This window comes from Pseudomonas sp. X4 (assembly GCF_040784925.1).
Classification (GTDB): Bacteria; Pseudomonadota; Gammaproteobacteria; order Pseudomonadales; family Pseudomonadaceae; genus Aquipseudomonas; species Aquipseudomonas putida_Z.
Genome location: NZ_CP160798.1, coordinates 232608 through 254536, shown reverse-complemented (window position 1 = coordinate 254536; position 21929 = coordinate 232608). Strand labels below are relative to the sequence as shown.

The 21929-nt window shown below is 60.7% G+C and carries 17 protein-coding genes; 3 read left to right on the top strand and 14 right to left on the bottom strand.

Translation table 11 applies throughout. The features are described from left to right. Nucleotides 1-35: 35 nt before the first annotated feature. From ABX298_RS01115 to tssB, 12 genes are all read right to left on the bottom strand, one after another. On the bottom strand, nucleotides 36-467 hold the full coding sequence (locus ABX298_RS01115; protein ID WP_367393958.1) for a DcrB-related protein: 432 nt from the start codon (nucleotides 465-467) through the stop codon (nucleotides 36-38). 48 nt (nucleotides 468-515) lie between these two features. Continuing rightward, nucleotides 516-2501, bottom strand: a complete 1986-nt coding sequence (locus ABX298_RS01110; RefSeq protein ID WP_367393957.1) for a type VI secretion system Vgr family protein — start codon at nucleotides 2499-2501, stop codon at nucleotides 516-518. Nucleotides 2502-2574: 73 nt separating this feature from the next. Further along, entirely contained in the window at nucleotides 2575-3090 is a 516-nt protein-coding gene (locus tag ABX298_RS01105) for an Hcp family type VI secretion system effector (RefSeq protein ID WP_025339902.1), read from the bottom strand. A 134-nt stretch (nucleotides 3091-3224) separates the two neighbouring features. Continuing rightward, entirely contained in the window at nucleotides 3225-4094 is an 870-nt protein-coding gene (gene icmH, locus ABX298_RS01100) for a type IVB secretion system protein IcmH/DotU (protein WP_367393956.1), read from the bottom strand. 1 nt (nucleotide 4095) lies between these two features. After that, a complete protein-coding gene (tssK, locus tag ABX298_RS01095) occupies nucleotides 4096-5433 on the bottom strand; it encodes a type VI secretion system baseplate subunit TssK (protein ID WP_025339900.1) in 1338 nt (445 codons plus the stop codon). Between the two features lie 52 nt (nucleotides 5434-5485). Then, nucleotides 5486-6280: a type VI secretion system lipoprotein TssJ gene (gene tssJ, locus ABX298_RS01090; protein WP_367393955.1), complete on the bottom strand. Its 795-nt coding sequence runs from the start codon at nucleotides 6278-6280 to the stop codon at nucleotides 5486-5488. Next, nucleotides 6277-6834: an FHA domain-containing protein gene (locus ABX298_RS01085; protein WP_350012577.1), complete on the bottom strand. Its 558-nt coding sequence runs from the start codon at nucleotides 6832-6834 to the stop codon at nucleotides 6277-6279. The genes tssJ and ABX298_RS01085 overlap by 4 nt, the downstream gene beginning before the upstream one ends. Then, a complete protein-coding gene (gene tssG / locus ABX298_RS01080; protein ID WP_075045712.1) occupies nucleotides 6831-7847 on the bottom strand; it encodes a type VI secretion system baseplate subunit TssG in 1017 nt (338 codons plus the stop codon). Before tssG ends, ABX298_RS01085 begins: the two co-directional genes overlap by 4 nt. After that, nucleotides 7811-9577, bottom strand: a complete 1767-nt coding sequence (gene tssF, locus ABX298_RS01075) for a type VI secretion system baseplate subunit TssF (protein ID WP_367393954.1) — start codon at nucleotides 9575-9577, stop codon at nucleotides 7811-7813. The genes tssG and tssF overlap by 37 nt, the downstream gene beginning before the upstream one ends. A gap of 3 nt (nucleotides 9578-9580) precedes the next feature. Next, on the bottom strand, nucleotides 9581-9991 hold the full coding sequence (gene tssE / locus ABX298_RS01070) for a type VI secretion system baseplate subunit TssE (protein WP_025339895.1): 411 nt from the start codon (nucleotides 9989-9991) through the stop codon (nucleotides 9581-9583). Further along, the gene (tssC, locus tag ABX298_RS01065; protein WP_025339894.1) at nucleotides 9988-11478 is read right to left on the bottom strand and encodes a type VI secretion system contractile sheath large subunit; all 1491 of its coding nucleotides are present in this window, start codon (nucleotides 11476-11478) and stop codon (nucleotides 9988-9990) included. The genes tssE and tssC overlap by 4 nt, the downstream gene beginning before the upstream one ends. A gap of 17 nt (nucleotides 11479-11495) precedes the next feature. After that, a complete protein-coding gene (gene tssB, locus ABX298_RS01060) occupies nucleotides 11496-11999 on the bottom strand; it encodes a type VI secretion system contractile sheath small subunit (protein WP_085590459.1) in 504 nt (167 codons plus the stop codon). A 298-nt stretch (nucleotides 12000-12297) separates the two neighbouring features. On the opposite strand from tssB, the gene vasI reads away from it, so the two are divergent. From vasI to tssM, 3 genes are read left to right on the top strand one after another with little or no spacing between them, the layout of a single operon-like run. Beyond that, nucleotides 12298-12930: a type VI secretion system-associated protein VasI gene (gene vasI / locus ABX298_RS01055; RefSeq protein WP_367393953.1), complete on the top strand. Its 633-nt coding sequence runs from the start codon at nucleotides 12298-12300 to the stop codon at nucleotides 12928-12930. Next, nucleotides 12918-14408, top strand: a complete 1491-nt coding sequence (gene tssA / locus ABX298_RS01050; protein ID WP_350012573.1) for a type VI secretion system protein TssA — start codon at nucleotides 12918-12920, stop codon at nucleotides 14406-14408. The genes vasI and tssA overlap by 13 nt, the downstream gene beginning before the upstream one ends. Then, nucleotides 14383-17991 carry a type VI secretion system membrane subunit TssM gene (gene tssM / locus ABX298_RS01045; RefSeq protein ID WP_367393952.1) on the top strand — a complete coding sequence of 1203 codons (3609 nt, stop codon included), beginning with the start codon at nucleotides 14383-14385 and terminating at the stop codon, nucleotides 17989-17991. The genes tssA and tssM overlap by 26 nt, the downstream gene beginning before the upstream one ends. 43 nt (nucleotides 17992-18034) lie before the next feature. Here tssM and ABX298_RS01040 read toward each other — a convergent pair whose 3' ends face one another. Beyond that, entirely contained in the window at nucleotides 18035-19624 is a 1590-nt protein-coding gene (locus tag ABX298_RS01040; protein WP_367393951.1) for a methyl-accepting chemotaxis protein, read from the bottom strand. Then, on the bottom strand, nucleotides 19621-21867 hold the full coding sequence (locus ABX298_RS01035; protein WP_367393950.1) for a putative bifunctional diguanylate cyclase/phosphodiesterase: 2247 nt from the start codon (nucleotides 21865-21867) through the stop codon (nucleotides 19621-19623). The genes ABX298_RS01040 and ABX298_RS01035 overlap by 4 nt, the downstream gene beginning before the upstream one ends. Nucleotides 21868-21929 lie beyond the last annotated feature (62 nt).

Sequence of the window (21929 nt, the reverse complement as noted above, 5' to 3'; positions counted from 1 at the left end):
AGTTCTGAATGAGGTTGACCTGGGTGGTGAAGGAGTCAGGTGAATCGGAGCTCTTGTTTGATTGCGCGCCAGTGCTCGATGTCGTCGCTGCTCAAAGGGCTTGGCTTGCTGTAGTTGATCACCAGCAGCCGGTGCTGACCTGGAATCATGCAGGCGGCCTGGAGCTGGAAGTTGGGCTTGTCCCCCACCTTGAATTCAATGGCCATTTCGCGGGCTTCGACGGAGTTTTCACCGCCCCCCAAACGCGCGATCTTCGTGGGTGTGATGGTCATTGCCCCGGACTTTTTCCGCAGCATCCGCAGTTGGTCATCGATGGCTTGGTCCAGGGTCTTGTCATTGGCGACGGGGCTGCGCGCCATCACCAACGTGGTGTCTCGGGCACGAAAGCGCAGCATGTTGAGCGTGAGGTCTTCAGGTGCTTCCTCGCCTAGATTGAGGATCAGGTCGTGAGTCAGGTATTCCGTCATTGCGGGAGTCCTTTCAGGAGTTTTTTACGTACGGGCAAGTGCAAGCAGCTACTTGAAATGCCCATCCACATCGGCTTTCAGTGCACTGCTATCGCGTCCATCCGCTGCGGCACCCGCCGCTCCGCCCTCAGGGTTGAGGTCGAGCTTCGCTGCGGGCGTGTTGATCTGTCCGGTCTGTTGCCCGGTGAGGTTGAAGGTCTCGCAGGTGATATTGAGCGTGCCGTTGGCCTGCATCTCGATCAGTGTCTTGCCGCACTTGAGGCGCAGGGTGTTGCCTGCTTCGATCTCGTAGTCGCCGGCGATGAGGTCGTTTTTGCCGCCGCCGACTTTCAGGGTGTCGTTGGCTTTCACCACGCGCAGGTGATTGCGGCCGATGGCAACGGACTCGTCCTGGCCAATGCTCTGGGTCCGATCAACACCGACGGTGAGAGACTGGTTGTTGTTGACCTGGGTGTTCTGGTCCTTCTGGGCGTGGATGAATACCTCTTCCTTGCCCAGTTCGTCCTCAAAGCGCAGCTCATTGAAACCATCCCCTTTGTGGGTCTGGCTTTTGATGGTCATGCGGGTCTTGTGGTCGGGCAGGTCGTAGGGCGGGAGTTGATCGCCGCAATAGGTACGCCCGGTAATCATCGGCTGGTCGGGGTCACCGTTGACGTACTGGATGATCACGTCCTGGCCGATGCGCGGGATCGCCATCGCGCCCCAGCTGCCACCGGCCCAGCCTTGCGACACACGCACCCAGCAGGAGCTGAACTCGTTGTTCTGGCTTTCACGGTCCCAGGGAAAGCTGACCTTCACCCGGCCCCACTCATCGCAATAGATCTCTTCTCCCTTCGGGCCGACCACGGTAGCCATGTGCGGGCCATCAACGCGTGGTTTTGACAGTGGGGCAGGGCGCCATTCGGTCCGGCCGGGGACCAGCACGGCGGTCTGCTCGTAGTGCGTGCTTACATCTGCGCCAGCGGCTTCTTCCTGCAGGCTGGTGAATTGTTTGCCTCTGTGGGTAACCGTGTTCACCCGCCAATGCGCGTTGAGGTCGTCACGTGGGTGACCTGTCAGGTTGAAGCTCAGGCCCGGTTGCAGACGAACATCGTCACCCTCAACCTCGGCAATACGCACATCGTGGCGCAACGCAGTGATGCGGTTTTCAGTGAACGGCTTGCCGACCGCATCGCGTTTGTAACGGCCTGGGTAATCGAAGAATTCGTACTCTTTGGACTGATGCTCCAGGAAGGGCCCGGCAGCTCTGTGTTCCTGGCGGTAGGCCGGGTTGGTAAAGGTGTAGTCGCGCTGAACCTGGCGAGCGGTGCGCACCTGCTCGCTGTAGCGCAAGCGGCGAAGGCACGGCATGGCTTGGTCGCCACCGCCGGTGGCTTGGTACAGCACGCTGTCAGGGTCTACAGGCTCGTCGACATCAAAGAAGCCCTCGTCGTCATCCTCGGCCTTGATGGTCCCATGGCTGATCAGCCCGAATGACTGCAGCCGATCGGTAATGATCAGCTTGTGCAGCTTTTCACTGTGCGCAAAGCGGTAGACGAAGCCTTCTTCAGCAGCCAGGCGGGCGATGAACGCCAGGTCCGTCTCACCGGCCTGAACGCAGAACTCGCGGACCTGATGGTCCATGCTGGCGCGCAGTTCGTACTGGTTGATGCCCTGGCGCTGGAGCATCAGCTCAAGAATTTGCGGAACGGTCTTTTGCTGGAAGATGCGCCAGTTCGAGCGCAGGTCGGCCCGGGCCAGCTGGGGCTCGACCAGCGCGTGATAGTAGGTGCGGTAGAAGCCACTTTCAGCCTGGCTGAATCGGCTGACCAGGCCGTGCACGTAGCGCACCGGGCGTTCGCCGTCCCAGATGGTAAAAAGTACGGGCTTGTCGAGCAGGTGGCCGAAGTCGATATCGTTTTCGAAGCTGATGAGTTTCAGCTCCAGCTCGAAGGGCATGCTGATCCCCTCTCGGAGTTCGAACGACACCACTTCGAATTCAGCTTTTCCAACTAAGGGCTGGAAGCTGAAACGCAAATCAGATTGGCTAGGCATAAGCAATCCTTGTCCGCCGTCTGAAGTAATACAAAGTCCGGGCAGGTATACCCACCCGGAGCATTCGTAAATATCAGGCGGCGGGTGCGCGCCAGTCGTCAGACCCTTCGGTATTGGCCACATCGTGCGCCCAAGTGATCTTTCGATAGGTCAGCGCAACCTCGATCAGCTGCGTGTAGTTTTCGTTCTCCTTGTCTTGAGCGTGGGGTAACACGGTGTTGATGCTGACGATGGTGGCGTCTTCGAGTTTGGTCGTGAAGAAGTGCTCCTGTTTGCCTTCCATTGAAGTGCGGTACCAGTTGACTTCAACGGTCGGCAGCATTTCGCCAGTGGCCAGCGCTTGATACATCAGAGGCGTGGCCTTGTTCAGCGAACTGGTGAACTTGAGCGGCTTGTGCACGCGCTGACCGGTGGGTTGGCCGTTCTGCGGATCAGTAGGCGTGGTCACCTCATGCTGGATTTCCTGAACCAGGATTTCATCTTCATGGCCTTCCTGGTAAACATTGCCGACGGATTCAGCGGTGAATGCGCCAGCAGTGATGTTGCCTTGAGTTTGACCAATGATCTTGATGTAAGCGGGTGTTGGCATGGCAGTTTCTCCTGCGTCCATGTGGATATAAACACGCGCACCCAGGGTGGCGTGGCCATCGGGAACGATGGGCTTGTCAACGAAGCAAACGCTTCGCTAATTCCTTGAAATCAGTTGAGCCGTTTGTGGGCTCGCTACTGCTGCAAGATGCCGTTCAGCGACTCCAGCACCTCGGTGGTAATGAGGTGCAGGCGGTAGCTGTAGATGCCGTAGGCCACCGCCATGGCGAGGGCGGAAATGACCAACGGACTCCACCACGGCCATTGCCGGTTCATGCGGAAGTTGCTTGGGGCGACGTTGGTGTACGGATCGCAGACGGTCTCCGGCGTAGGGCCGCGCAGCTCGCGAATGATCCCGTGCAGTTGATGTATCAGTGCGTTGAGGGATTCTTCGCCCTTCGGCGCGATGGCGTACTTGCCTTTCAAACCGAGGCAAAGCGCGAAGTACATGAACTCCAGCACGTCCTGGTAACGTTTGGGCTCCTGCATGAGGCGCGACAGTACGGTGAAGACTTTCTCTCCACCCCAGGTTTCGTCGTGGAAGATGCTGAGCAGGGGTTCCTGGCTCCAGCAGCTGGTTTTACCCCAAGGCCTGTCCATGACAGCTTCATCGATGAAAAGGCAAAGACCGTATGAGTACGCCAGCAACTGAGCGGGCTCGTAGCCGTGCTGGCGCATCTCTTCCCGCACGTTTTCTATCTGGTTGCGCACCTGCTGGTGCACCTCCTTGATGTTGGGCAGCGTATCCAGTGTGCGCAGGCGTATCACCAGGCCGAACAGCGGCGCGGCTGCATCCAGCATCAGGTTGTCGTAGCCGCCACGTAGCTGGAAATCTGGGTCTGCCGGGTAGCCTTCATACACCGGCTCTGCCTTCGGCTTTCGCTCAGCGCCATCAGCCGCTGTTGGTGCGGATGAGTCGTTGGACAACGACGCCTCGAGCATTGCGTGCAGTTGCTCGCTTTCGACCTGTTCGGCATCAGTTGGGGGGCTGTTTTCTTCTTTCATTTCATTCACTCCTGATCGCCCAGAACTGCAGTTCCAGCCCCGGGAACTCCCCCGCGACGTGGATACCGAAGCCACTGGATGCCTCCATGCCCGCCCAGGCCGGGGAACGACGGTCCAGCTCGAAGTAGGTGAAGCCTGCATGGAAGGGCAGATCCCGAGGTGCCACGGGCAGCGGCACCAGTGGAATCCCCGGAAGCTGCAGCGGCACTACCTCGTTCAACGACTCCAGCGAGACGACCTTTGCCTTCTGCACGAACATCCGACGCAATGTCTGAGGCGGCATGTGGGCTCGCACTGCCAGAATGAAGTCGGCCTCGTCGATCAGGCGGCGATCCTCAAGCGTGGTTGTCAGCAAGCCGTACTCCAGCGTCTCCAGCGGCAGCGAAACGGCGCGGGGTTGCAGCACCGTGCTCAGTGCCCGGCGTAGCGTGTCCTCCAGCGGCTTGAAGGAGGTGCGCAGCGCGGTATGGTGATAGGCGGGGTATTCCTGCGGCAGCCGGCTCTCGTCGGTAAACGTCACGAACTCGCCACAGGCCTGGCTCATGCACAGGTACAACTGTTCGGGGTGGGTCTGCCCTTGCCTGGCCAGATGCTGGAAGCATGGCCACCAGCGGTTCATGGCCTGCAGCAGGTTGAAGTCGCGAATGTCGGCGATGCCGGACTGCCCTGAGGCGCCAATGCGGGCGGCAAGATTGCGCGCACGCTCGCGCAGGGAGTTGGTGATTTCTTCCAGATACCGTTGCAGCGCGGGTACGGCGCGCACTGAAACGCTGGTGGGATAGAAGCCTTCATCCAGTTGCAGGCTGCCATCGGGGCGCCGTTCCAGAATGCGCGTCACGGCCAGGCGGGTGTAGGCGCTGCTGTCGTCGGCCTTGCGTTTGAGCTGCAGGTTGGGCACCGCCAGGTCAACCTGCACCAGGTCACCGTCGGCGCTGTGCGTGTCCTTGATTTCCAGGGCCTGGGCGCTGTAACGGAAGTTGGCGGGGTTATCGGGCCAGCTTACTTCACGGCCACCTTCGGTGCGCAGCGGCAGGCACAGGTAGATCTCGCTGTCTTTCGCGCCGTCGTCTTCGATTTCCAGCGGTGGCGGTGGTGGCAGGTCTGCAGGGATATCGAACACCGTGCCGTCCGGCATGATACCCCGTGCACGGGTGATGGCGACCTTGCCCAGGCTCAGATACTCGTCGTTCAGCTGCAATTCGCTGAAGCCATAGAAGGCTGCGTTCAGGCTGCCAAGACGTTGATGCAGGGCCGCTTCGGCGGCACGGGCGGCCTGTTGGAAATGCTGCGGTTTGACGAACAGGCCTTCCGGCCACAGGACAGGGTTACGTGAACTCATGAGCGCTCCATGTCAGCGTGAGTAAGCGAGAAGGGCAGGGTTACAGGCGCCATCAGTCTTCCTCCTTGAGCAGGAGCTGCGTGTCGTTGAGCAACACCGACAGGATGATCTGGTGCCCGCGGGGCGGAATGCGCAGCACCTGGCTCCAGGTGGCGTTTTCCTGGTTCCGGTAGTCGGCGATCACCGCGACGAAGCGCGTTTCAGCCTCGATGGGCGCAAAGGGGATGAACTTGAACTGGCCAGGGCGCAGCAGGTAATCGTCATCGCGTATGTAGGTGCTGCGCAGCGCCTCGGCAGGGTCCTTGTCCAGCAGTTCGTAAACGCTGTTGCGCAAGAGAGAGTCGTCGCGCAGTTGCAGGATCTTGACGGCCATGGGCGTAGCGACGGGCTCGGCGGCCACGGTGGTGGTGCGCGGCAAGGTCAGCACCACGGTCGGGTCGTCGTAGCTGCCCGGGGTACTTTCTTCCATGGGGGAGCGCGCCGGATCCTCGCCATCGTCAACTGGCGAATCGACGGGCGACATGGCCGGGAATTGTTCCTGCAGGTACTCGAACAAGGCCCCGACTTTCTCGGTCAGCACGTAGGGGTCGCCTGCACTCAGGCTGACCGCGTAAGGGCTGGGCTCCACAACCGGCCCGGGCTCGGGCGCCACCTCAAGGCTGTTCGGGTTGCCATTGAGCGTTGGGCTGGCGTTGATGCTGAACGCGACCTGGGTGGGGTGTTCCCCGGGCGGTCCGACGGGCAATGACGGGTCCATCACCACCTGGCCAATCTTGCTCAGGGACGTGCAACCCGAGAGCCCGATCAGCGCCGTCAGCAGGGCGGCCACGCATGTCGGACGCATCATGGTCGTTCTCCTGCAATCAGGTGTTCCAGTGGGCTCTGCTGCGCTGGCGCTGCCTCTGTGTCCAGTGCCGCCAAGGGGTCGTTGCCCATGCCCGGTTCGAATGCCGAGCAGATGTCCGCGACAGTCTGGGGGGCGGTTGCAGCGGCATGACAAGCCTCGGGTGGAACATCCAGCAACCAGTGATCAAGGGTTCTCTGTTCAGGGCTGAACAGGTCCTCCAGTGAGCGTGCGTCGGCCTGCGCAAGCTGGGCCTGCAGCCGATAGGCGCCAATGCGCAACTGGTCACCCTCGAGCAGCCGCCTGGCGGTAAGCGACCCCAGGCTGTGGAGGCTGTCGTTCAGGTAGGTGCGCTGACAGCGATCGATGACGCAGAAGCTGCCCTCGATCCAGCGGATCTCGCAATGGATCGGTGCAACGGTCTGGTCACGGTCGTTGATCTGCCAGGTGGCCGTCGCGCTGCCGATGGTGCCGCCTGTGCGATCGAACTGATGTCGGGCAGTGACGTTGTGTTGCAACTGATCCAGGTTGGTGATGCTCAAGGTCAAAATGCTCATGAGCGCCCCCGGAACCGCACCACAGGGCTGCTCTGGCCGTGACGGTCATCGACGAAGCTGGTCCAGCCCAGGTAGGCACCCAGGCTACGGTGCAGGCAGAAGGGCGGCAGTGCGTTCTGCTTCAGGCGCAGCTCCAGGTCGTAGGCCAGGCCATCACGCAGCAGGAAGTCGATCAATGCCCGTAACCGGCCGAAGTTGATGCCGCTGGGCAGCAGGTCACGCAATTGCGCTGGGTCGAGTTCGCTGATCACGATGGTGAACTTGCTGCTGCGTGTTCGCGTGCGGCTGCCCACCATGAAAGTGCTGCCCAGTTCGCCGTTGCTGCGGCCAAGGCTGACCAGTTGCCTGGCGGCAGTGGGGACCGAGCGGGTTTCGAACTCGCGGATCTGTACCTGCTTCAAGTCGAAGCAGTGGGCGATGATGCCGGCGACCGTGCCCGGCGCACGGCTGCGGCTGGCAATGACGCCGGCGAAACTGAGCAGCCGGCTCCACGGCAGTGCCGTGTCCCCGCGCAACTGTCTGTCATTCAACCCGAGCAGGGCAAAGATGTACTGGGAGAACCCATCGGTAGCTCCCGGCTGAAAGCGGATGTAGTAGCGATATTTACGCCAGATGCGATGCAGCAGGCTGAGCAGGTAGTGGTTGAAGAAATCGAAGAACGCCGGCCGCACACCGATGCCCTGTGCATGCTCGTATGCCACCTGCTCCAGGTAATAGGTGGGCAACGGCGAGTCGGTGCCATGCAAGCCCATGAAGGTGGTGCACACGCGATAGCGGTCAGCTTCCCCGGGCATGCGTTCGACCTTGTATATGTCGGAAACCGGGAAGCTCAGCCGCGGGTCACTGGCAAGCCGCACCCTCAGCCGGGTGGCCTGATCTGGCCAGCGTGGTTCCAGGTCATCCCCGTGCAAGCCGTGCAGGCGCTCCAGCAACTGGAAGAAGTTGTACTGGTGCGCCTCGGCGAACAGCTTGTCGGCTAGATCAGCGGTTGTTTGCCGGTCTGGATTGGCCATGTGTAGTGCTCGTTGTTGGTGGTGTTGATCACTTCCAGTTGGTGGAAGGAATTGATGCTGGCGTACAGGGCGAAGAAGTGCGCGAGCACGCAACCGAACAGGTACAGGTCGCCTTCGCAGAGGAATGCGCTTTGATCCAGCTTCAGCCGCGTGCGCAAGCCACGAATGGGCTGGCCCTTGATCAGCCAGTCCAGCGGCTCTGTTTGCACATCACGGATGCCATCGAGGCGTTTGCGGGTGGTGCGTGTCTGCTGGATGTCGTGCAAGGCCGCGAAGTCGTAAGCGCGGATGACCGCTTTCAGTGGCTCGGCCGAGAGCAGCGACAGGTAGTTGAGCGACATGTTGGAGATCAGGGCCCACTGCAACTGGCCATCCAGCACCGGCCGGTAGGGGCGGGTGGGGGCACGGATGTTGGTATAGGTGGTCAGGGGCGGCGTGATCTCGGTGAGCACGTTGATGTCATCGATACCCAACGCCAGCGGCAGGTCGCGGTTGGTGCAGGTCAGGTCGATGGACGCTGTTTCCAGCTCGCCGATGTAGGCGTTGGCATCGGCGCGCACGAAAGCGATGCGGTGGGTGACGCCATCACCGCGCAGGGAGTCCTCGAGTGTGTAGCGGTAGTACAGCGCCGTGCGCCCTTGCACATGCTCGATCTCATGGGCGAACGACTCGAAGGGGCGGAAGGTTCTCAGGTGCTCACCGGTACTTCCGTCAGTCGTGGTGCGGGTGCTGATGACCCGATCGACACTGAAGATTTCATAGGCGTGCCGCTCCTTGCCTCTGGGCACAAGCTCGACCTGGGCGGGCCGGTTGGACAGGTCGATGGGCTCGGCGCTGTGGCTGAGCAGGTTCACTGCCGGGGTGCAGAACAGGCTGAAGTCTGCTTTGCCGACACGCAGCGAATCCGGTAACTGTCGGGTGAAGTGAAATTCGAGGCCGACCCGCTGAGTCGCTTGATCAGGCCAGATTTTCTCCAGGCCGGTGATGCTGACGAAGTGGAAACGCTCGGGAAATACGAAGTACTCCTGCAGGATCCGGTAACCGTCAAAGACGTTCTGTGGGTAAGGCAGCAGCGCTTCGTCCGGGCTGAAGCCTGGGAACACGATGCTGCTGGCCGGCAGCCGGCGTACCCCACCATTGACTGTCACGCAGACATGCTTGAGGTATTGAGCGATCCACAGGTACAGCGTGCGGGCAGTTTGGGTGTCACCGCTCAGGTGAAAGTCGAGGCTGGCGCAGCCCAGGGTGTTCAGCGGCCGCTCGACCAAGGTTTGCAGGCCGATGCGAACCACCGAACTGTCGAGTGTCTGGGTTGCATTCACCGACTCGATCTCGAACGGGTGAATGTCCACCGCCGTGCAGGTGCGGAACTCGCAGGGCACCCCATCCACGGGGCTGGAGAACAACCGCGAGCCTTTGGCGATGGGTTGCGACTGGCTGAGCGCTTGCTTGCGCGGCGTGAACTGGATGATCGTGGCGCTCGGCAGGGGCCGCAGGTAGTTGGGCCACAGCAACTGCAGCATGGGGTGCGTCAGCTCGGGCAGGTCGTCCTCCAGCTTGAGCCGCAGTTTGGCCGTGAGGAATGCAAAGGCTTCCATCAGGCGTTCGACATCCGGGTCGCTGCCACCCTTGCCGAGCAGGCGGGCAAGTTGTGGGTTGTCCTGGGCGAAGTCGTTCCCCAGTTCATGGAGGTAACGCAACTCTTCGCTGAATCGGTCCTTGAGTGACATAGGTCACCTCACTCGGGTGTGGCGGTTATGGCCATTGACCAGCAGCTCCAGTTGCAGCTGCTCCGTGTGGTTGTTGACCTGCACGTGGCAGTCCAGCCTGAAATGCAGTTCCAGCGGGGCATGGCAATCGGGGACGGCCTTGAGCGCGCGCACGTGCACACGCGGCTCAAAGCGCTGAATGGTGCGGCGGATGTCCGCGCTCACCTGTTTCAGCAGGTCGCCACTGCTTGCGTCGTGCCCGTTGAAGTCACTCAGGCCCAGCTCAGGGCTGCTTTGCGAGCAACCCTGGCGAGCATTGAGCAGCGTTTCCAGGTGGCGCTTGATGGCGGCGAACTTCTGGGTAGCGTTCTCTTGCCTGGAGGGCACCCGGCTTGCGAGTTGATCCGTCACCAAACGGTCGAAAAATCCACTCATTGGGTATCAAGCCGACCGACCAGGGAGATCTCGAAATTCGCCCCCATGTACTTGAAGTGCGGGCGCACGGCGAGCGAGACCTGATACCAGCCCGGGTCACCGGCAACGTCCGACACCTCGACCCTTGCCGCACGCAATGGGCGACGGCTGCGCACATCGGCTGACGGGTTCTCCTGGTCGGCGACGTACTGCCGGATCCATTTGTTCAGTTCGGACTCAAGGTCCTTGCGCTCTTTCCAGCTACCGATCTGCTCGCGCTGCAGCACCTTGATGTAGTGGGCCAGCCGGTTGACGATGAACAGGTAGGGCAGCTGGGTGCCGAGCTTGTAGTTGGTTTGCGCTTGCAGGCCTTCCGGGGTCTTGGGAAAGTTCTTCGGCTTCTGTACCGAGTTGGCCGAGAAGAACGCGGCGTTGTCGCTGTCCTTGCGCATGGTCAGGGCGATGAAGCCCTCTTCGGCCAGCTCGAACTCCTTGCGGTCGGAGATCAGGACTTCGGTCGGAATCTTGGCCTGCAGCTGACCCAGTGACTCGTACAGGTGCACCGGCAGGTCCTCGACGGCACCACCCGACTGCGGGCCTATGATGTTCGGGCACCAGCGGTAGCGGGCAAAGCTGTCATTGATGCAGCTGGCCAGCAGGAAGGCGGAGTTGCCCCACAGATAGTTGTCGTGCCGCCCGGCGATGTCCTCGTCGTAGGTGAAGCTCTGGACCGGGTTTTCTTGCGGGTGATAGGCAGAGCGGAGCATGAATCGCGGCCCGGTCAGCCCGGTATGACGGGCATCCTCGCTTTCACGGAACGCACGCCACTTGGCATGCCGGGGGCCGGCGAAAATGTCCTTGATCTCCTTCAGATTGGGCAGCTCTTCAAAGCTGCTCAGGTTGAAGAACTCAGGAGAGGGCGCCGCGAGAAAAGGTGCGTGTGCCATGGCACCGACCGAGGCCATGTAACTCAGCAGTTTTATATCGGGAGAAGAGGGGCCGAAGCTGTAGTTGCCAACCATCGCAGCAACGGGTTCACCACCAAATTGGCCATAACCTGCGGTGTAAACATGCTTGTAGATGCCGCTGCAAGTGATATCGGCGGCATTCTCGAAGTCATCGAGCAAGTCATCTTTGCTGACATGCAAGACTTCAAGCTTGATGTTCTCGCGGAAGTCGGTTCGGTCGACCAAAAGTTTGAGGCTGCGCCACGCGGATTCAAGTTGCTGGAACTCGGGCTGATGCAGGATTGCATCCATCTGCCTGCTGAGCACCCGATCCAGTTCAGCGATCATCTGGTCGACGCGATGTTTGTTGATGAGTTGATCAGGGTCATGGCTTTTAAGGATTTCGGCGATAAAAGCAGATACACCCTGGCGAGCGACTTGATAGCCCTCTTGAGTAGGTACCAACTTGGTTTCTGCCATGATCTGGTCGAGCAGGGTGGCGTTGCTCAGTGTTTCGGTTGTTGTTTCAACCGCGACGGTCGTGCTGTTTTGCTTTGGCATGGGGACGCTCCGTTGTCTCAGTCTTCTTTTGGCGCCTCGAGCACCAGGTCAAGTTCTTCTGCCAGTTGTTTGCGTGCCTGTTCGTTGTTCAGCAGGTGCTGCAGTTGCTTGCGGAACGTGGGCACGTTGCCCAGTGGGCCTTTCAGTGCGACCAATGCCTCGCGAAGCTCCAGCAGCTTGTTCAGCTCCGGTACCTGGCGGGCGATGCTGTCTGGCCCGAAATCGTTGATGGACTTGAACTGCAGGTTGACCGCCAGCTCTGCGTCGGGGGCAGTGCTGAGCATGGATGGCACGGACATGGCGAGGCTGACATCGGCGTCGTTCAACACATTGTTGAAACTGTGTTTGTCGATTCGCATGATCGAACGGTCTTCCAGCGCGCGGGCATCATCCAGGCCGAAATCGCCTAGGACCAACATCTTGTGCGGCAGCTCTACCTCGGCTTGTTCGCCGTCGGTGGCCGGTACGTACTTGATGTTTATGCGTTCTTTGGGTGCAACGGAGCCTGAGCGTTTACTCATGAGTTTCAGCCTTCGTGAAGTTTTAATATATGTAGGAAGCGTCCTACAAAGTTATGTTTAAATTAAACGTAATTGGCTTCTCGCTATGTGCGTGTAAAAAACCATGCACCGAAAAAATATTGTGCGTCGAGCGTGAAAGTGTAAGGAAATATTTGGTTGTGAATATTGTTTTGTCTGTACTAGCCTTTGTTTCGTTTCGATGCTCCACTATCCAGTAATTGTATTTGATGACTACTGTTGAAGCGTGACTGGCCAGTCGGGTAGCGCTGTTGCCGTATTTGATGAGTGAGTGAAACCAATGATTGTCCGCTATGCATATGGCGTTGGGCTTTCGATGTTGCTCTCCCTGGCGCCAAGTTTGGCAAGCCAGGCCAGGGACTGCCCGCAGATCGTTTCCAACGTCGAACGTCTGGCTTGTTTCGACCAGGCCGCTGGCACCCCGGCGCATGTGACGAAACTGCAATGGTCCGCGCCGGAGCAGGATTCGCCCACGCTGCGCCGTGTGATGACCCATGAGGCGGGGCGGTCGCCGGAAGAGCTGACGTTTCGCCTCGAAAAAGGGGATGACGGGCTGATGATCTCGGCGCCCGCAATCGCTTCGGTCGCACCGTACCCCTACCTGGTGATCAGTTGTGTGCAGAACATTTCCAGGTTGCAACTGGTTACCGCACAACCCATCGATGCCGGCCGGGTGATGGTGCGATTGCAGGGGGAGCGTGGCTCCACTCTCGCTACCCCCTGGCAGGTGACGGAGAACGGCCAGGTGCTTGACGCTGGCAGGGGCTTGCCGGGCATCGAGCAGATCAAGCCACTGATCGGGGCCCATCGCATTCAGGTCGAGAGCGACAACCCAGCCGTTGATGGGCTGGTTTTCGACGCTCAGGGGCTGGACCCACTCATCGATGAGGCGCGCAAGGCATGTCGCTGGTAGCAGAGGTCACCGCACAGGAAATTGCCCGGTTGCTTGCGCCCATCGACGCGCAGAACCCTGCCGGCCTGTTCGATGCGGAGAACGAAACCTACCAGGCCATCGACCAGGAAATGGTCAAGCTGGGTGGGTTGCAGGAGCCTTCCATCGACTGGGCGTATATCGAAGAAGCGTCCCGCCAGTACCTGGGCCAAGAGTGCAAGCACCTGCGCATCGCCGCCCACCTGGGTGTCGCTTGGCTGCGCAGCCAATGCTGGGAGCGCTGGGGTTTTACCCTCGCACTGCTGGCCGGCATGGTCGAAGCCTATTGGGAAAGCGCATACCCGAAACCGGGCCCCAAAGGGTTCCTCGGCAAGCGCAAGCTGGTTGGCCTGATGATCAACCGTTTGCTCGTGGCGTTGCCGCGCCTGGACCGTTTCACGTTCAGCCCCGCGTACGCCGCGGCGGCTCAGGGCGCGTTGCAACGCCTGCAACAGCAGCGGGAAGCAGCGCAGCTCGATGAAGCGGCCCTTGGCGAACTGGAGCGCCTGCTACGCAAGCACACGGAACTTTCAAACGGCCTTGCCGAGCCCACCACGGACAAGCCCCCTGCAAAAGGCATCAAGGCTGCGCCACTGGCCGAGGTCATCGCCACACCAATGCCCCGTGTGTCGTTGGGCAACGAGCGGGAATCACGAAGGGCCATGCTGACCATGGCCGAGCTGATCAACCAACAGGACCCTTACGATCCTGCTGGCTACCAATTGCGTCGGTTCGGCTTGTGGGCGCACATCCAGACGCCGCCTCAAACCAGGCAGGGCAACCGCACGGAACTGATGGCGGTGCCGCAGGACATTGCCGGGGACTATGAAGATGCCATTGCCGCTACTGCAATCGACGCGGCCCTGCTGCAGCGGATCGAAAAGAGCGTGACGGCTTGCCCCTACTGGATTCGCGGCAGCTTTCTGGCAGCGAGCGCTGCCACGCGGCTGGCGATGGGCGAGGTGGCTGAGGCCATTCGCGCTGCGACCGCGCGGTTCGTGCAGCGCATGCCCGCGCTGCAGCAGTTGTGCTTCAGCGACGGCAAGGTATTTGTCGATGACCAATGTCTGGCGTGGCTCAGGGGCGCACAAGGGCAATCCGATTCGGACGCAGCCTCTCAGGAGTTCGCCACGTTGCGAGAGGAGCTGGCCTGCCAACTGGAAACCAGCGGCGTGGAAGCGGTGTTGCTCAGGCTGCAGGGCATGCAGGCAGGCTTCCGCAGCCTGCGTGAGCGCTGCCATACCACGGTGATCGCGGCTGACCTGCTGGCTGCTCGGGGCGTGTCCTGGTTAGCCCAGGACTTGTGCGCAGGCGTTGCCCGAACGATGCAGGAAACCACCGCCAGCGCCTGGGAGCCTGAGGTGTTTCAACGCCTTCAGCAGTACGCGTGCACGGTCCATCACGGGCTGATTGGAACAAGGAACGGGAGTCAGGATGAATCAACTGTGGAAGCATCTTAAACGTTGGGGCTTGCCCCTGCTGGCCCGCATCGGCCTGGCCATGCCGCTGCTGCTCGGGCTGGGTGCCGCATTGATGCTGGTTGCAATCTGGTGGCTCGGCCCGCAATGGGTCTGGCGCGAGCAGCAGCCGCTGGCTAGCGTGGCGCATCGCGGCTTGGCCAGCCTGGCGCTTGTATTGGTGCCGCTACTCTGCTGGCTTTTGGTGCTGCGCAGGCGTTTTCGCCGTTTGCAGGCCGAACGCAAGCAGGCGGTGGACGCTGAACTGGACAACGTGTTGCCTTTCGTCCAGGCACAGGAGAAAGCCTTGGACCAAGGGCTGGCACGCTATCTGGACAATGCGGGTGGCAGGCGTGCCTTGTACCGACTGCCGTGGTACCTGGTGGTGGGCGACCAACAGGCCGGCAAGACCAGCTTCATCGACCGTACCGAACAGAGTTTTTCCCTGACACGTATCGACAAGGCACAAGCGCGAGGCAGGCAAGCGCAAGTGCTGGCTTATCCGATAGGCTGGTGGGTCAGCAACGATGCGGTGATCATCGACCCGCCGGGCGCTTTCGTCCGTCAGGAATCGTTGGCAGGGTCATCAGCCGAGGAGTCGGACACGTCGAAAGCACCACCCGCCACCTCGGCCAGGTTGTGGGAACACATGCTGGGCTGGCTGGTGCGTAACCGAAGCCAGAGAGCACTCAACGGCTTGCTGTTGGTCGTTGACCTGCCTGCGCTATTGCATGGCACGCCTGAGCAACGTGTCGCCTTGGCGCATGTGCTACGCACGCGGCTGTATGAAGTGAGCAGTCAGTCGGGCTCGCGCTTGCCGCTGTATGTGGTACTGGCCAAATTCGATCTGCTGGACGGTTTCGACCAGCTTTACGCTGGGCTTCCCGCCGCCATGCGGGAAAACATGCTGGGCTTCACCTTCAAACTGGATGCGGTCGGCACGTTCGATGCCTGGCTGGACGAATATGGCGATCATTACGATCGGTTGATCAGGCGATTGTTTGAACAGGTAGTGGACCGGCTCGATGTATTGGGCGGTGCGCCATTGCGAGTTCGCTTGTTCTCGTTGCATGCCCAGTTGATCGGGCTGCGTCCGATACTGTTGGCCTTCCTGAAAGAAACCCTCGCAAGTGACCGCTTCACCACGCCTGCCTTGGTACGCGGCGTGTACTGGTCTTCGGTCTTGCAGCAGGGCGACATGCTCAATGCGTTCGTGCGTGAGGCGGCACAGCCGTACAAGACCGAGTTTCCGCTGCGTGAAGGCAAGGCGCAGGGGCAGGCGCTGGTCTACTTCATTCAGCACGCCTTCCGGCGAGTCATCTACCAGGAGGCCGGCCTTGCCGGGGACAACATCAAGGTAGCGCGCAGCAAACGTCGGTTGCTCTGGGTGGGTTCTGCAGTAGGCGTTCTGGCCTTCAGTGTCGCCACCGCCAGTTGGCAACGCTACTTTGACATCAATGGCGCCAAGGCCGCCAATGTGCTCGCCAAGAGCAGAGAGTACAGTCATCACGAGGTGGACCAGCGTCTGGACCCCTCCGGGCGCAACCTGCTGGAACCGCTGGACCAGATACGCGATGCCGTGTCGGTGTTTGGCAACTATCGTGCCGCGTGGCCGGGTGTTTCCGACCTTGGTTTGTATCAGGGGCGCGCCATTGGCCCACGCGTCGACGAGGCCTACCTGAGCCTGCTCTCCAGGCGCTTTCTGCCAGCCTTGGCCAGCGGTGTGATCGATGCCATGGACGCCGCGCCGCCGGGCAGCGAACAGCAGATGGCTGCGCTTCGGGTTTATCGAATGCTGGAGGACCGCCAGAGCCGCCGCCCCGAATGGGTCGAGGACTGGATGGCCCGCCAGTGGCAACAGAAGTTCCCCGGGCAGGGGCAATTGCAACGCGATCTCATGCGGCACCTGAAGTATGCCTTGGCCTATGCCGATACCGAACTTCCGCAGTACAGCCAGCGTATGGCACAGGTGCAGCAGGTGCTGCGCAAGGTACCACTGCCAGAGCGGGTCTACGCGAGCCTGAAACAGCAGGCTGGCGAGCAGTTGAATGCCGGCCTGGACCTGCGTCATCAGGTGGGGCCAGCATTCGATTTGGTGTATCAGTCCTCACCCGGCTTCAGGCAGGGGGAGGGTGTCCTGATAGCGCCAATGCTCACCGCCAAGGGCTTCAAAGAGTACTTCGAGCCACGTAGCCAGCGGTTTGCAGAGATGGCGATGATCGACCAGTGGGCACTGGGCGAGCGCGACCAGCTCGATTACTCGGATGCCGACCGGGAGGCGCTGGGCGAGCGGCTACGTAACCTGTACAGCGCCGATTTCATTGACAGTTGGCGGCGTGCCTTGAACGCCTTCTCGGTGGCCGACTTCCGCGACCTGGATCATGGTGTCGCAATCCTGCAGCAGTTGACCGGGTCAGCAGCGCCCCTGCATCGGTTGCTGGACACAGTGAGGGACAACACTTCGCTTTCATCAGCCGTTGTCGCTGAGGCAGCCGGGGAGGTCGAAGCGTTGCAGCCGACAAGTGGCAGGCCTGATCAACAACAGGCCTGGGCCATTCAGCGGGCCTTTGCCGGGCTGAGTGCCATGCTGCAGGCAACCGGTGAGAAACCCAGCTACTACGACGAGACTCTTGCTGCCATCGCGGCCGTGCACGACTACGCCAAGGCGGTGCAGGACAGCCCCGACCGAGGCAAGGCCGCGCTGCAGGCCGTGCATCAGCGATTCTCGATGACAGGGCAAGACCCCATCGGCACCCTGCAGCGGGTGGCCACCGGCTTACCGGAACCGATCAACCACCAGGTCAGAAAAATGGCCGATCAAACAGCACAAGTGCTGAATGTCGAAGCCCTGCGCGAATTGGAGCGACGCTGGGACGCCGAGGTGTACAGCTTCTTCCAGCAGCGCCTGGCAGGGCGCTACCCCTTCGTCGTGAAAGCTCCCGACGCTTCGCTGGACGACTTTGAAGCCTTCTTCGGGCCGAAGGGGCGGCTGCAGCAGTTCCATGATCAATACCTGAAGGTCTTCCTGAGGGATAACCTCGAAGCCCTGCAGGCCGGCCAGCAGGGGCAGTCGCTGATCCGCAGTGATGTGCTCGAACAGCTGGAGCGGGCAGATCGTATCCGTGAGACCTTCTTCGATCAGCGCGGCAACCTCAGTGTGCAGTTCAGCATCGAGCCGTTGGGCCTGAGTGCCAACCAGCGTACAAGCTTGCTGGACCTGGACGGTCAATTGATTCCCTACACCCATGGCCCGAGCCAGATCACCGGTATCGTCTGGCCCAATACCTTGGGGCAGCAGGTGCGCAGTAACCTGACCTTGCTCCGGCAGAACGGGAACAGCAGCAGCCTTGAGTACCGTGGCCCCTGGTCGATGTTCCGCTTGCTCAGCCGTGGCTCGCTCAATGGGCGCACGGCGACCAGCGTGGACCTGAGCTTCAGGGCCGGCGATGGTGTGATGCGCTACAGGCTTAACGCGCAGAAAGCCTTCAACCCTATCACGCAAGAGCCTTTCAAAGGTTTCCAGTTGCCACGAGGGTTGTTGCAGAAGTCGCCCAAGTTGGGGCCGACCACGCAGGCCGGCTTGTGAGGGTTGGCTTGGGAGGTTGGCTTGGGAGTACGGTGCGAACCCGTCACCCATTGCGCTGGCGCCGCCAAAGCTGCGTCGACAGCAGTTGAAGGCGTTCGGCCAGCTTGGCGACGTGGGCGGCAGTGGTGCGACTCTGGTTGCTGGCAAGCACGCTTTTCTGGGTGGTTTGACTGATACCGGCCAGGTTGCACTGGATGCTGTCACCCACCGCGCTCTGCTCCTCTACAGCGGCAGCGATCTGCACACTCATGCCGCTTATCTCATCGACGCGCTGGGTGATCCCGTCCAGCGCCCGGGCGGCCAGCAGTGCCTGCTCGACGCTGACGCCGGCCTTGCTGTGGCTGCGCTGCATCGCAAGTACGGCATCCCCGGTGGAGCGTCGCAAGGTATCGATGGTGCCCTGGATGTGCGCGGTAGATTGCTGGGTTCGCGAAGCCAGCCCGCGCACCTCGTCGGCGACCACTGCAAAACCGCGGCCGGCCTCGCCGGCGCGGGCAGCCTCGATGGCGGCATTGAGGGCAAGCAGGTTGGTCTGTTCGGCGATGCTTTGAATCACCTCGAGTACGCGGTCAATTTCATTGCCATGCTGTTCCAGTTGATGAATCACCATGCTGGTCTGTTGCACCTCGCTGGCGAGGCTATCAATGTGCTGGCGGGTCTGCTCGACCAGTTGGTGGCCGCGGTCGGATTCCTGGTTGGCCAGGTTCGCGGCGCTGGCAGTGAGCTGAGCGTTGCGCGCCACCTCCTGCACACTGCTGGCCATCTGGGTTATGGCGCTGGCTACCTGGGCAGTTTCCCCCTGCTGGCGGAGTGTCGCGCAATTGTTGTTGTCCACAGCAGACACGAGCTCTTCGGCTTCCTTGCTCAACTGGCGGGACGAATCGGCAATGCGTCCGACTATTGCCCGGGTCTCGGCTTCTAGCATTTGCAGGGTGAAATCGATCTGGCCAAATTGGTCGCGGCGGCCACTGTAGAGTATCTGGCTCAGAGGGTTTTCGGCGATATTCCTGGCTTTTCGGGCAAGGGCGTCGAGGGGGCGCAGGCTGAAGCGCAACAGGCCGCCGAGCAGCAAGCTCGATAGCAGCATGGAGAGGGCAGCATGGCTCCAGGACAACGCGCCCAGCAAGCCCAAGGCCGCAAAGCACAGCAAGTTCACGCCAGTGCTGACAAGTGCCAGGCGCATGCCGACGGACAGCCGTGACATACGCAGGCAGTTGGTCTTTCTACCACTACGCAACTGTGCATAGAGATGTTCAGCAGCCTCCACCAGCGCTTTGGCGGGTAGCGTGCGAACCGATTGGTATTCCACTGTTTCGCCATTGCGCTGCATCGGCGTGACGTAGGCGCTGACCCAGTAGTGGTCACCATTCTTGCAGCGATTCTTTACCAGCCCCATCCACGAGCGCCCATCCTTGAGTGTCTGCCACATATGCGCAAAAGCTTCTGGGGGCATGTCCGGGTGGCGCACGATGTTGTGATTGACGCCGAGCAATTCGGCTTCACTGAACCCGCTGATGTTGATGAAGTCGGGATTGACATAGGTGATGGCGCCCTTTGGGTTGGTTGTTGAAAGAATGTTCGCGTTTGCGCTGAATTCGACGGCACGACCACTGACCGGAAGATTGGTTTTCATTGTTTTTCTCCTGAACTGATGGGTACCCGCCGGGTAACTGCGCTCCCCTCGAAACGGTCTTCTGTGCTGAGCAGATGTTGTATCTGGGCGGCAGGTTGTGGCCGACTGAACCAGTAGCCTTGGGCGTAATGGCAGCCTTCACCCACCACGAATTCGAGCTGTGCCGAACTCTCGATGCCTTCGGCCACTACTTCCAGGCCAAGGCTACGGCCGAGAACGATGATCGCCTGGCTGATCGCGCTCTGTTTGTTGTCGTAAGGAACGCCGGTGATGAAGCTCTTGTCGAGCTTGAGGATGTGCAGCGGAAAGCGTGTGAGGTAGCCAAGCGAGGAGTAACCCGTGCCGAAGTCGTCCAGCGCCAGCAGAACACCAAGGCTGGTCAACTCATGCAGGCAGGCCAATGTGTCCATGTCGTCATGCATCAGTTGGCTTTCGGTGATCTCCAGGATCAGGCTGGCGGGAGGCAGGCCGCTTTCTTGCAGGATATCGATCAGCCGGAGGGTGAAGTCGGCTTGTTGCAATTGGGTGCTGGAAATGTTCACCGAACAGCGCAGGCGCTCATGCCCGGCCAGTTGCCAGGCTCGGGTTTGCTGGCAAGCCTGGCGCAGTACCCATTCGCCGACGCGGATGATCTCTCCCGACTCCTCCAGCGCAGGGATGAACTCCAGTGGCGAGATCAAGCGTTCGCCATGGCGCCACCGCAGCAGCGCTTCGACCCCGGTCACCAGCGGTGTCCCTTGGTCCAGGCGATAGATCGGTTGGTAGTACAGTTCGAATTCATTCTGTTGCAGTGCCTGGCCTAGCGCGGACTCCAGTTCCAGATGCTGCTGTGCGGTGTCTTGCAATGTTTCGTCGTAGTGGGCGAAGCGCGCCTTGCCGGCAGACTTGGCTCGGTAGAGGGCAAGGTCGGCAGCCTGCAGCACATCCAGGGCTTTGCCATTGTCGTGCAATGGAGCGATGCCGATGCTGGCGCTGACCACCAGGGTACGACCGTCCATGTGCAGCGGTTGATGCAGGTTGTCGAGGATGCGCTGGGATATCTGCTCGGCGTCGCGGTCGCAGGTGAGGTCGTGAAGCAGGACGATGAATTCGTCGCCGCCGAAGCGGAACAGTTGGTCAGTGGGGCGCAGGGATTCTTTCAAGCGCACAGCCACTTCCACCAGCACGCGATCACCGACGTTGTGGCCGAGGCTATCGTTGATCAGCTTGAAGCGGTCCAGGTCGATGAACAGCAACGCCTCGTAGTCACCGCCCTTGCGCTGCTTCCTGAAGGTCTTCTGCATCTGCTCGTCAAGCCGGATGCGGTTGGCCAGGCCGGTCAACGGGTCGTGCTGGGCGGTATGTTGGAGGCGCTGCTCGGCATCCTTGCGTGCACTGATATCGGACTGCGAGCCAGCCATGCGTAGCTCGCCAGGGGTGGTCATTTCGGCGACCCCCCGCACGAGGACCCAGATGTAGTCACCGTTGTGCTTGCGGATACGGTACTCATGGTGAACGGACGATGTCTGCCCTTGTAGATGGGCATCGATGGCATGGCGAAAATCCGGCAGGTCATCCGGGTGCACGCGGCCGAACCAACTGGAACTGCTCTCGCCGATGCTATCGCGGCTGAGGCCGAGCATGCTGGCCCAGCGCTCCGAGACGTAAAGCCGATCCTGGTCGACGTGCCAGTCCCACAGCCCGTCGTTGGCACCGCGTAGCGCGCGGGCGAAGCGAGCCTCGCTGTCTTCCAGCGCCTTGTGCTGGGCCGCACTATAGGTATCGATGGCCAGCGTCATGTCGAAGAACACCGCCTTCAACAGGCTTGAATAGAGCGTGGCATCCGGGCTGTTGCCAAACACGCTTTCCAGCATGTCGTCGAGGTACAGCCGATAGCTGCCGAGGTACCACTTCAGTTCCAGGCCGATCTGCTGGTGGATCACGCCGATACGCAGGCGGCCGTTGACGTAGGTTTCATCGTAGGGGCCGCCCCACAGGCACTGGTAGTACTCGGCCTGGCTCTGCTTCAAACGGGCGGTGACCTCCGGTGTGCGAAGCAATGCAGACGGCGTGGAGAATTCCGCCAGGTGACGGTACAGATGGTCGACGAAAGCCTGCTGGGACGGGGCCATGTACTGAGCTGCCGCACCTAGTCGCCTGGCGTCTTCGGCGCTCCAGTCGAGAAAGCGAAAGCGTTCGGCAATCTCTGCGTGATCGAGACGGATACGCTTGAGCAATTCCTCGAGGTCTTTTGTCACCTTCATTCGCATCCCCCGGTGTTGTTGAAGATTCCTTTCCGCTGAACCAAAAAAAAGCGCCGTGGCAA

Excerpts from the sequence above, each read along its gene's own strand:
- ABX298_RS01115 (WP_367393958.1), bottom strand. The coding sequence starts at position 467 with ATGACGGAATACCTGACTCACGACCTGATCCTCAATCTAGGCGAGGAA.
- ABX298_RS01110 (WP_367393957.1), bottom strand. The coding sequence starts at position 2,501 with ATGCCTAGCCAATCTGATTTGCGTTTCAGCTTCCAGCCCTTAGTTGGA.
- ABX298_RS01105 (WP_025339902.1), bottom strand. The coding sequence starts at position 3,090 with ATGCCAACACCCGCTTACATCAAGATCATTGGTCAAACTCAAGGCAAC.
- icmH (WP_367393956.1), bottom strand. The coding sequence starts at position 4,094 with ATGAAAGAAGAAAACAGCCCCCCAACTGATGCCGAACAGGTCGAAAGC.
- tssK (WP_025339900.1), bottom strand. The coding sequence starts at position 5,433 with ATGAGTTCACGTAACCCTGTCCTGTGGCCGGAAGGCCTGTTCGTCAAA.
- tssJ (WP_367393955.1), bottom strand. The coding sequence starts at position 6,280 with ATGATGCGTCCGACATGCGTGGCCGCCCTGCTGACGGCGCTGATCGGG.
- ABX298_RS01085 (WP_350012577.1), bottom strand. The coding sequence starts at position 6,834 with ATGAGCATTTTGACCTTGAGCATCACCAACCTGGATCAGTTGCAACAC.
- tssG (WP_075045712.1), bottom strand. The coding sequence starts at position 7,847 with ATGGCCAATCCAGACCGGCAAACAACCGCTGATCTAGCCGACAAGCTG.
- tssF (WP_367393954.1), bottom strand. The coding sequence starts at position 9,577 with ATGTCACTCAAGGACCGATTCAGCGAAGAGTTGCGTTACCTCCATGAA.
- tssE (WP_025339895.1), bottom strand. The coding sequence starts at position 9,991 with ATGAGTGGATTTTTCGACCGTTTGGTGACGGATCAACTCGCAAGCCGG.
- tssC (WP_025339894.1), bottom strand. The coding sequence starts at position 11,478 with ATGCCAAAGCAAAACAGCACGACCGTCGCGGTTGAAACAACAACCGAA.
- tssB (WP_085590459.1), bottom strand. The coding sequence starts at position 11,999 with ATGAGTAAACGCTCAGGCTCCGTTGCACCCAAAGAACGCATAAACATC.
- vasI (WP_367393953.1), top strand. The coding sequence starts at position 12,298 with ATGATTGTCCGCTATGCATATGGCGTTGGGCTTTCGATGTTGCTCTCC.
- tssA (WP_350012573.1), top strand. The coding sequence starts at position 12,918 with ATGTCGCTGGTAGCAGAGGTCACCGCACAGGAAATTGCCCGGTTGCTT.
- tssM (WP_367393952.1), top strand. The coding sequence starts at position 14,383 with ATGAATCAACTGTGGAAGCATCTTAAACGTTGGGGCTTGCCCCTGCTG.
- ABX298_RS01040 (WP_367393951.1), bottom strand. The coding sequence starts at position 19,624 with ATGAAAACCAATCTTCCGGTCAGTGGTCGTGCCGTCGAATTCAGCGCA.
- ABX298_RS01035 (WP_367393950.1), bottom strand. The coding sequence starts at position 21,867 with ATGAAGGTGACAAAAGACCTCGAGGAATTGCTCAAGCGTATCCGTCTC.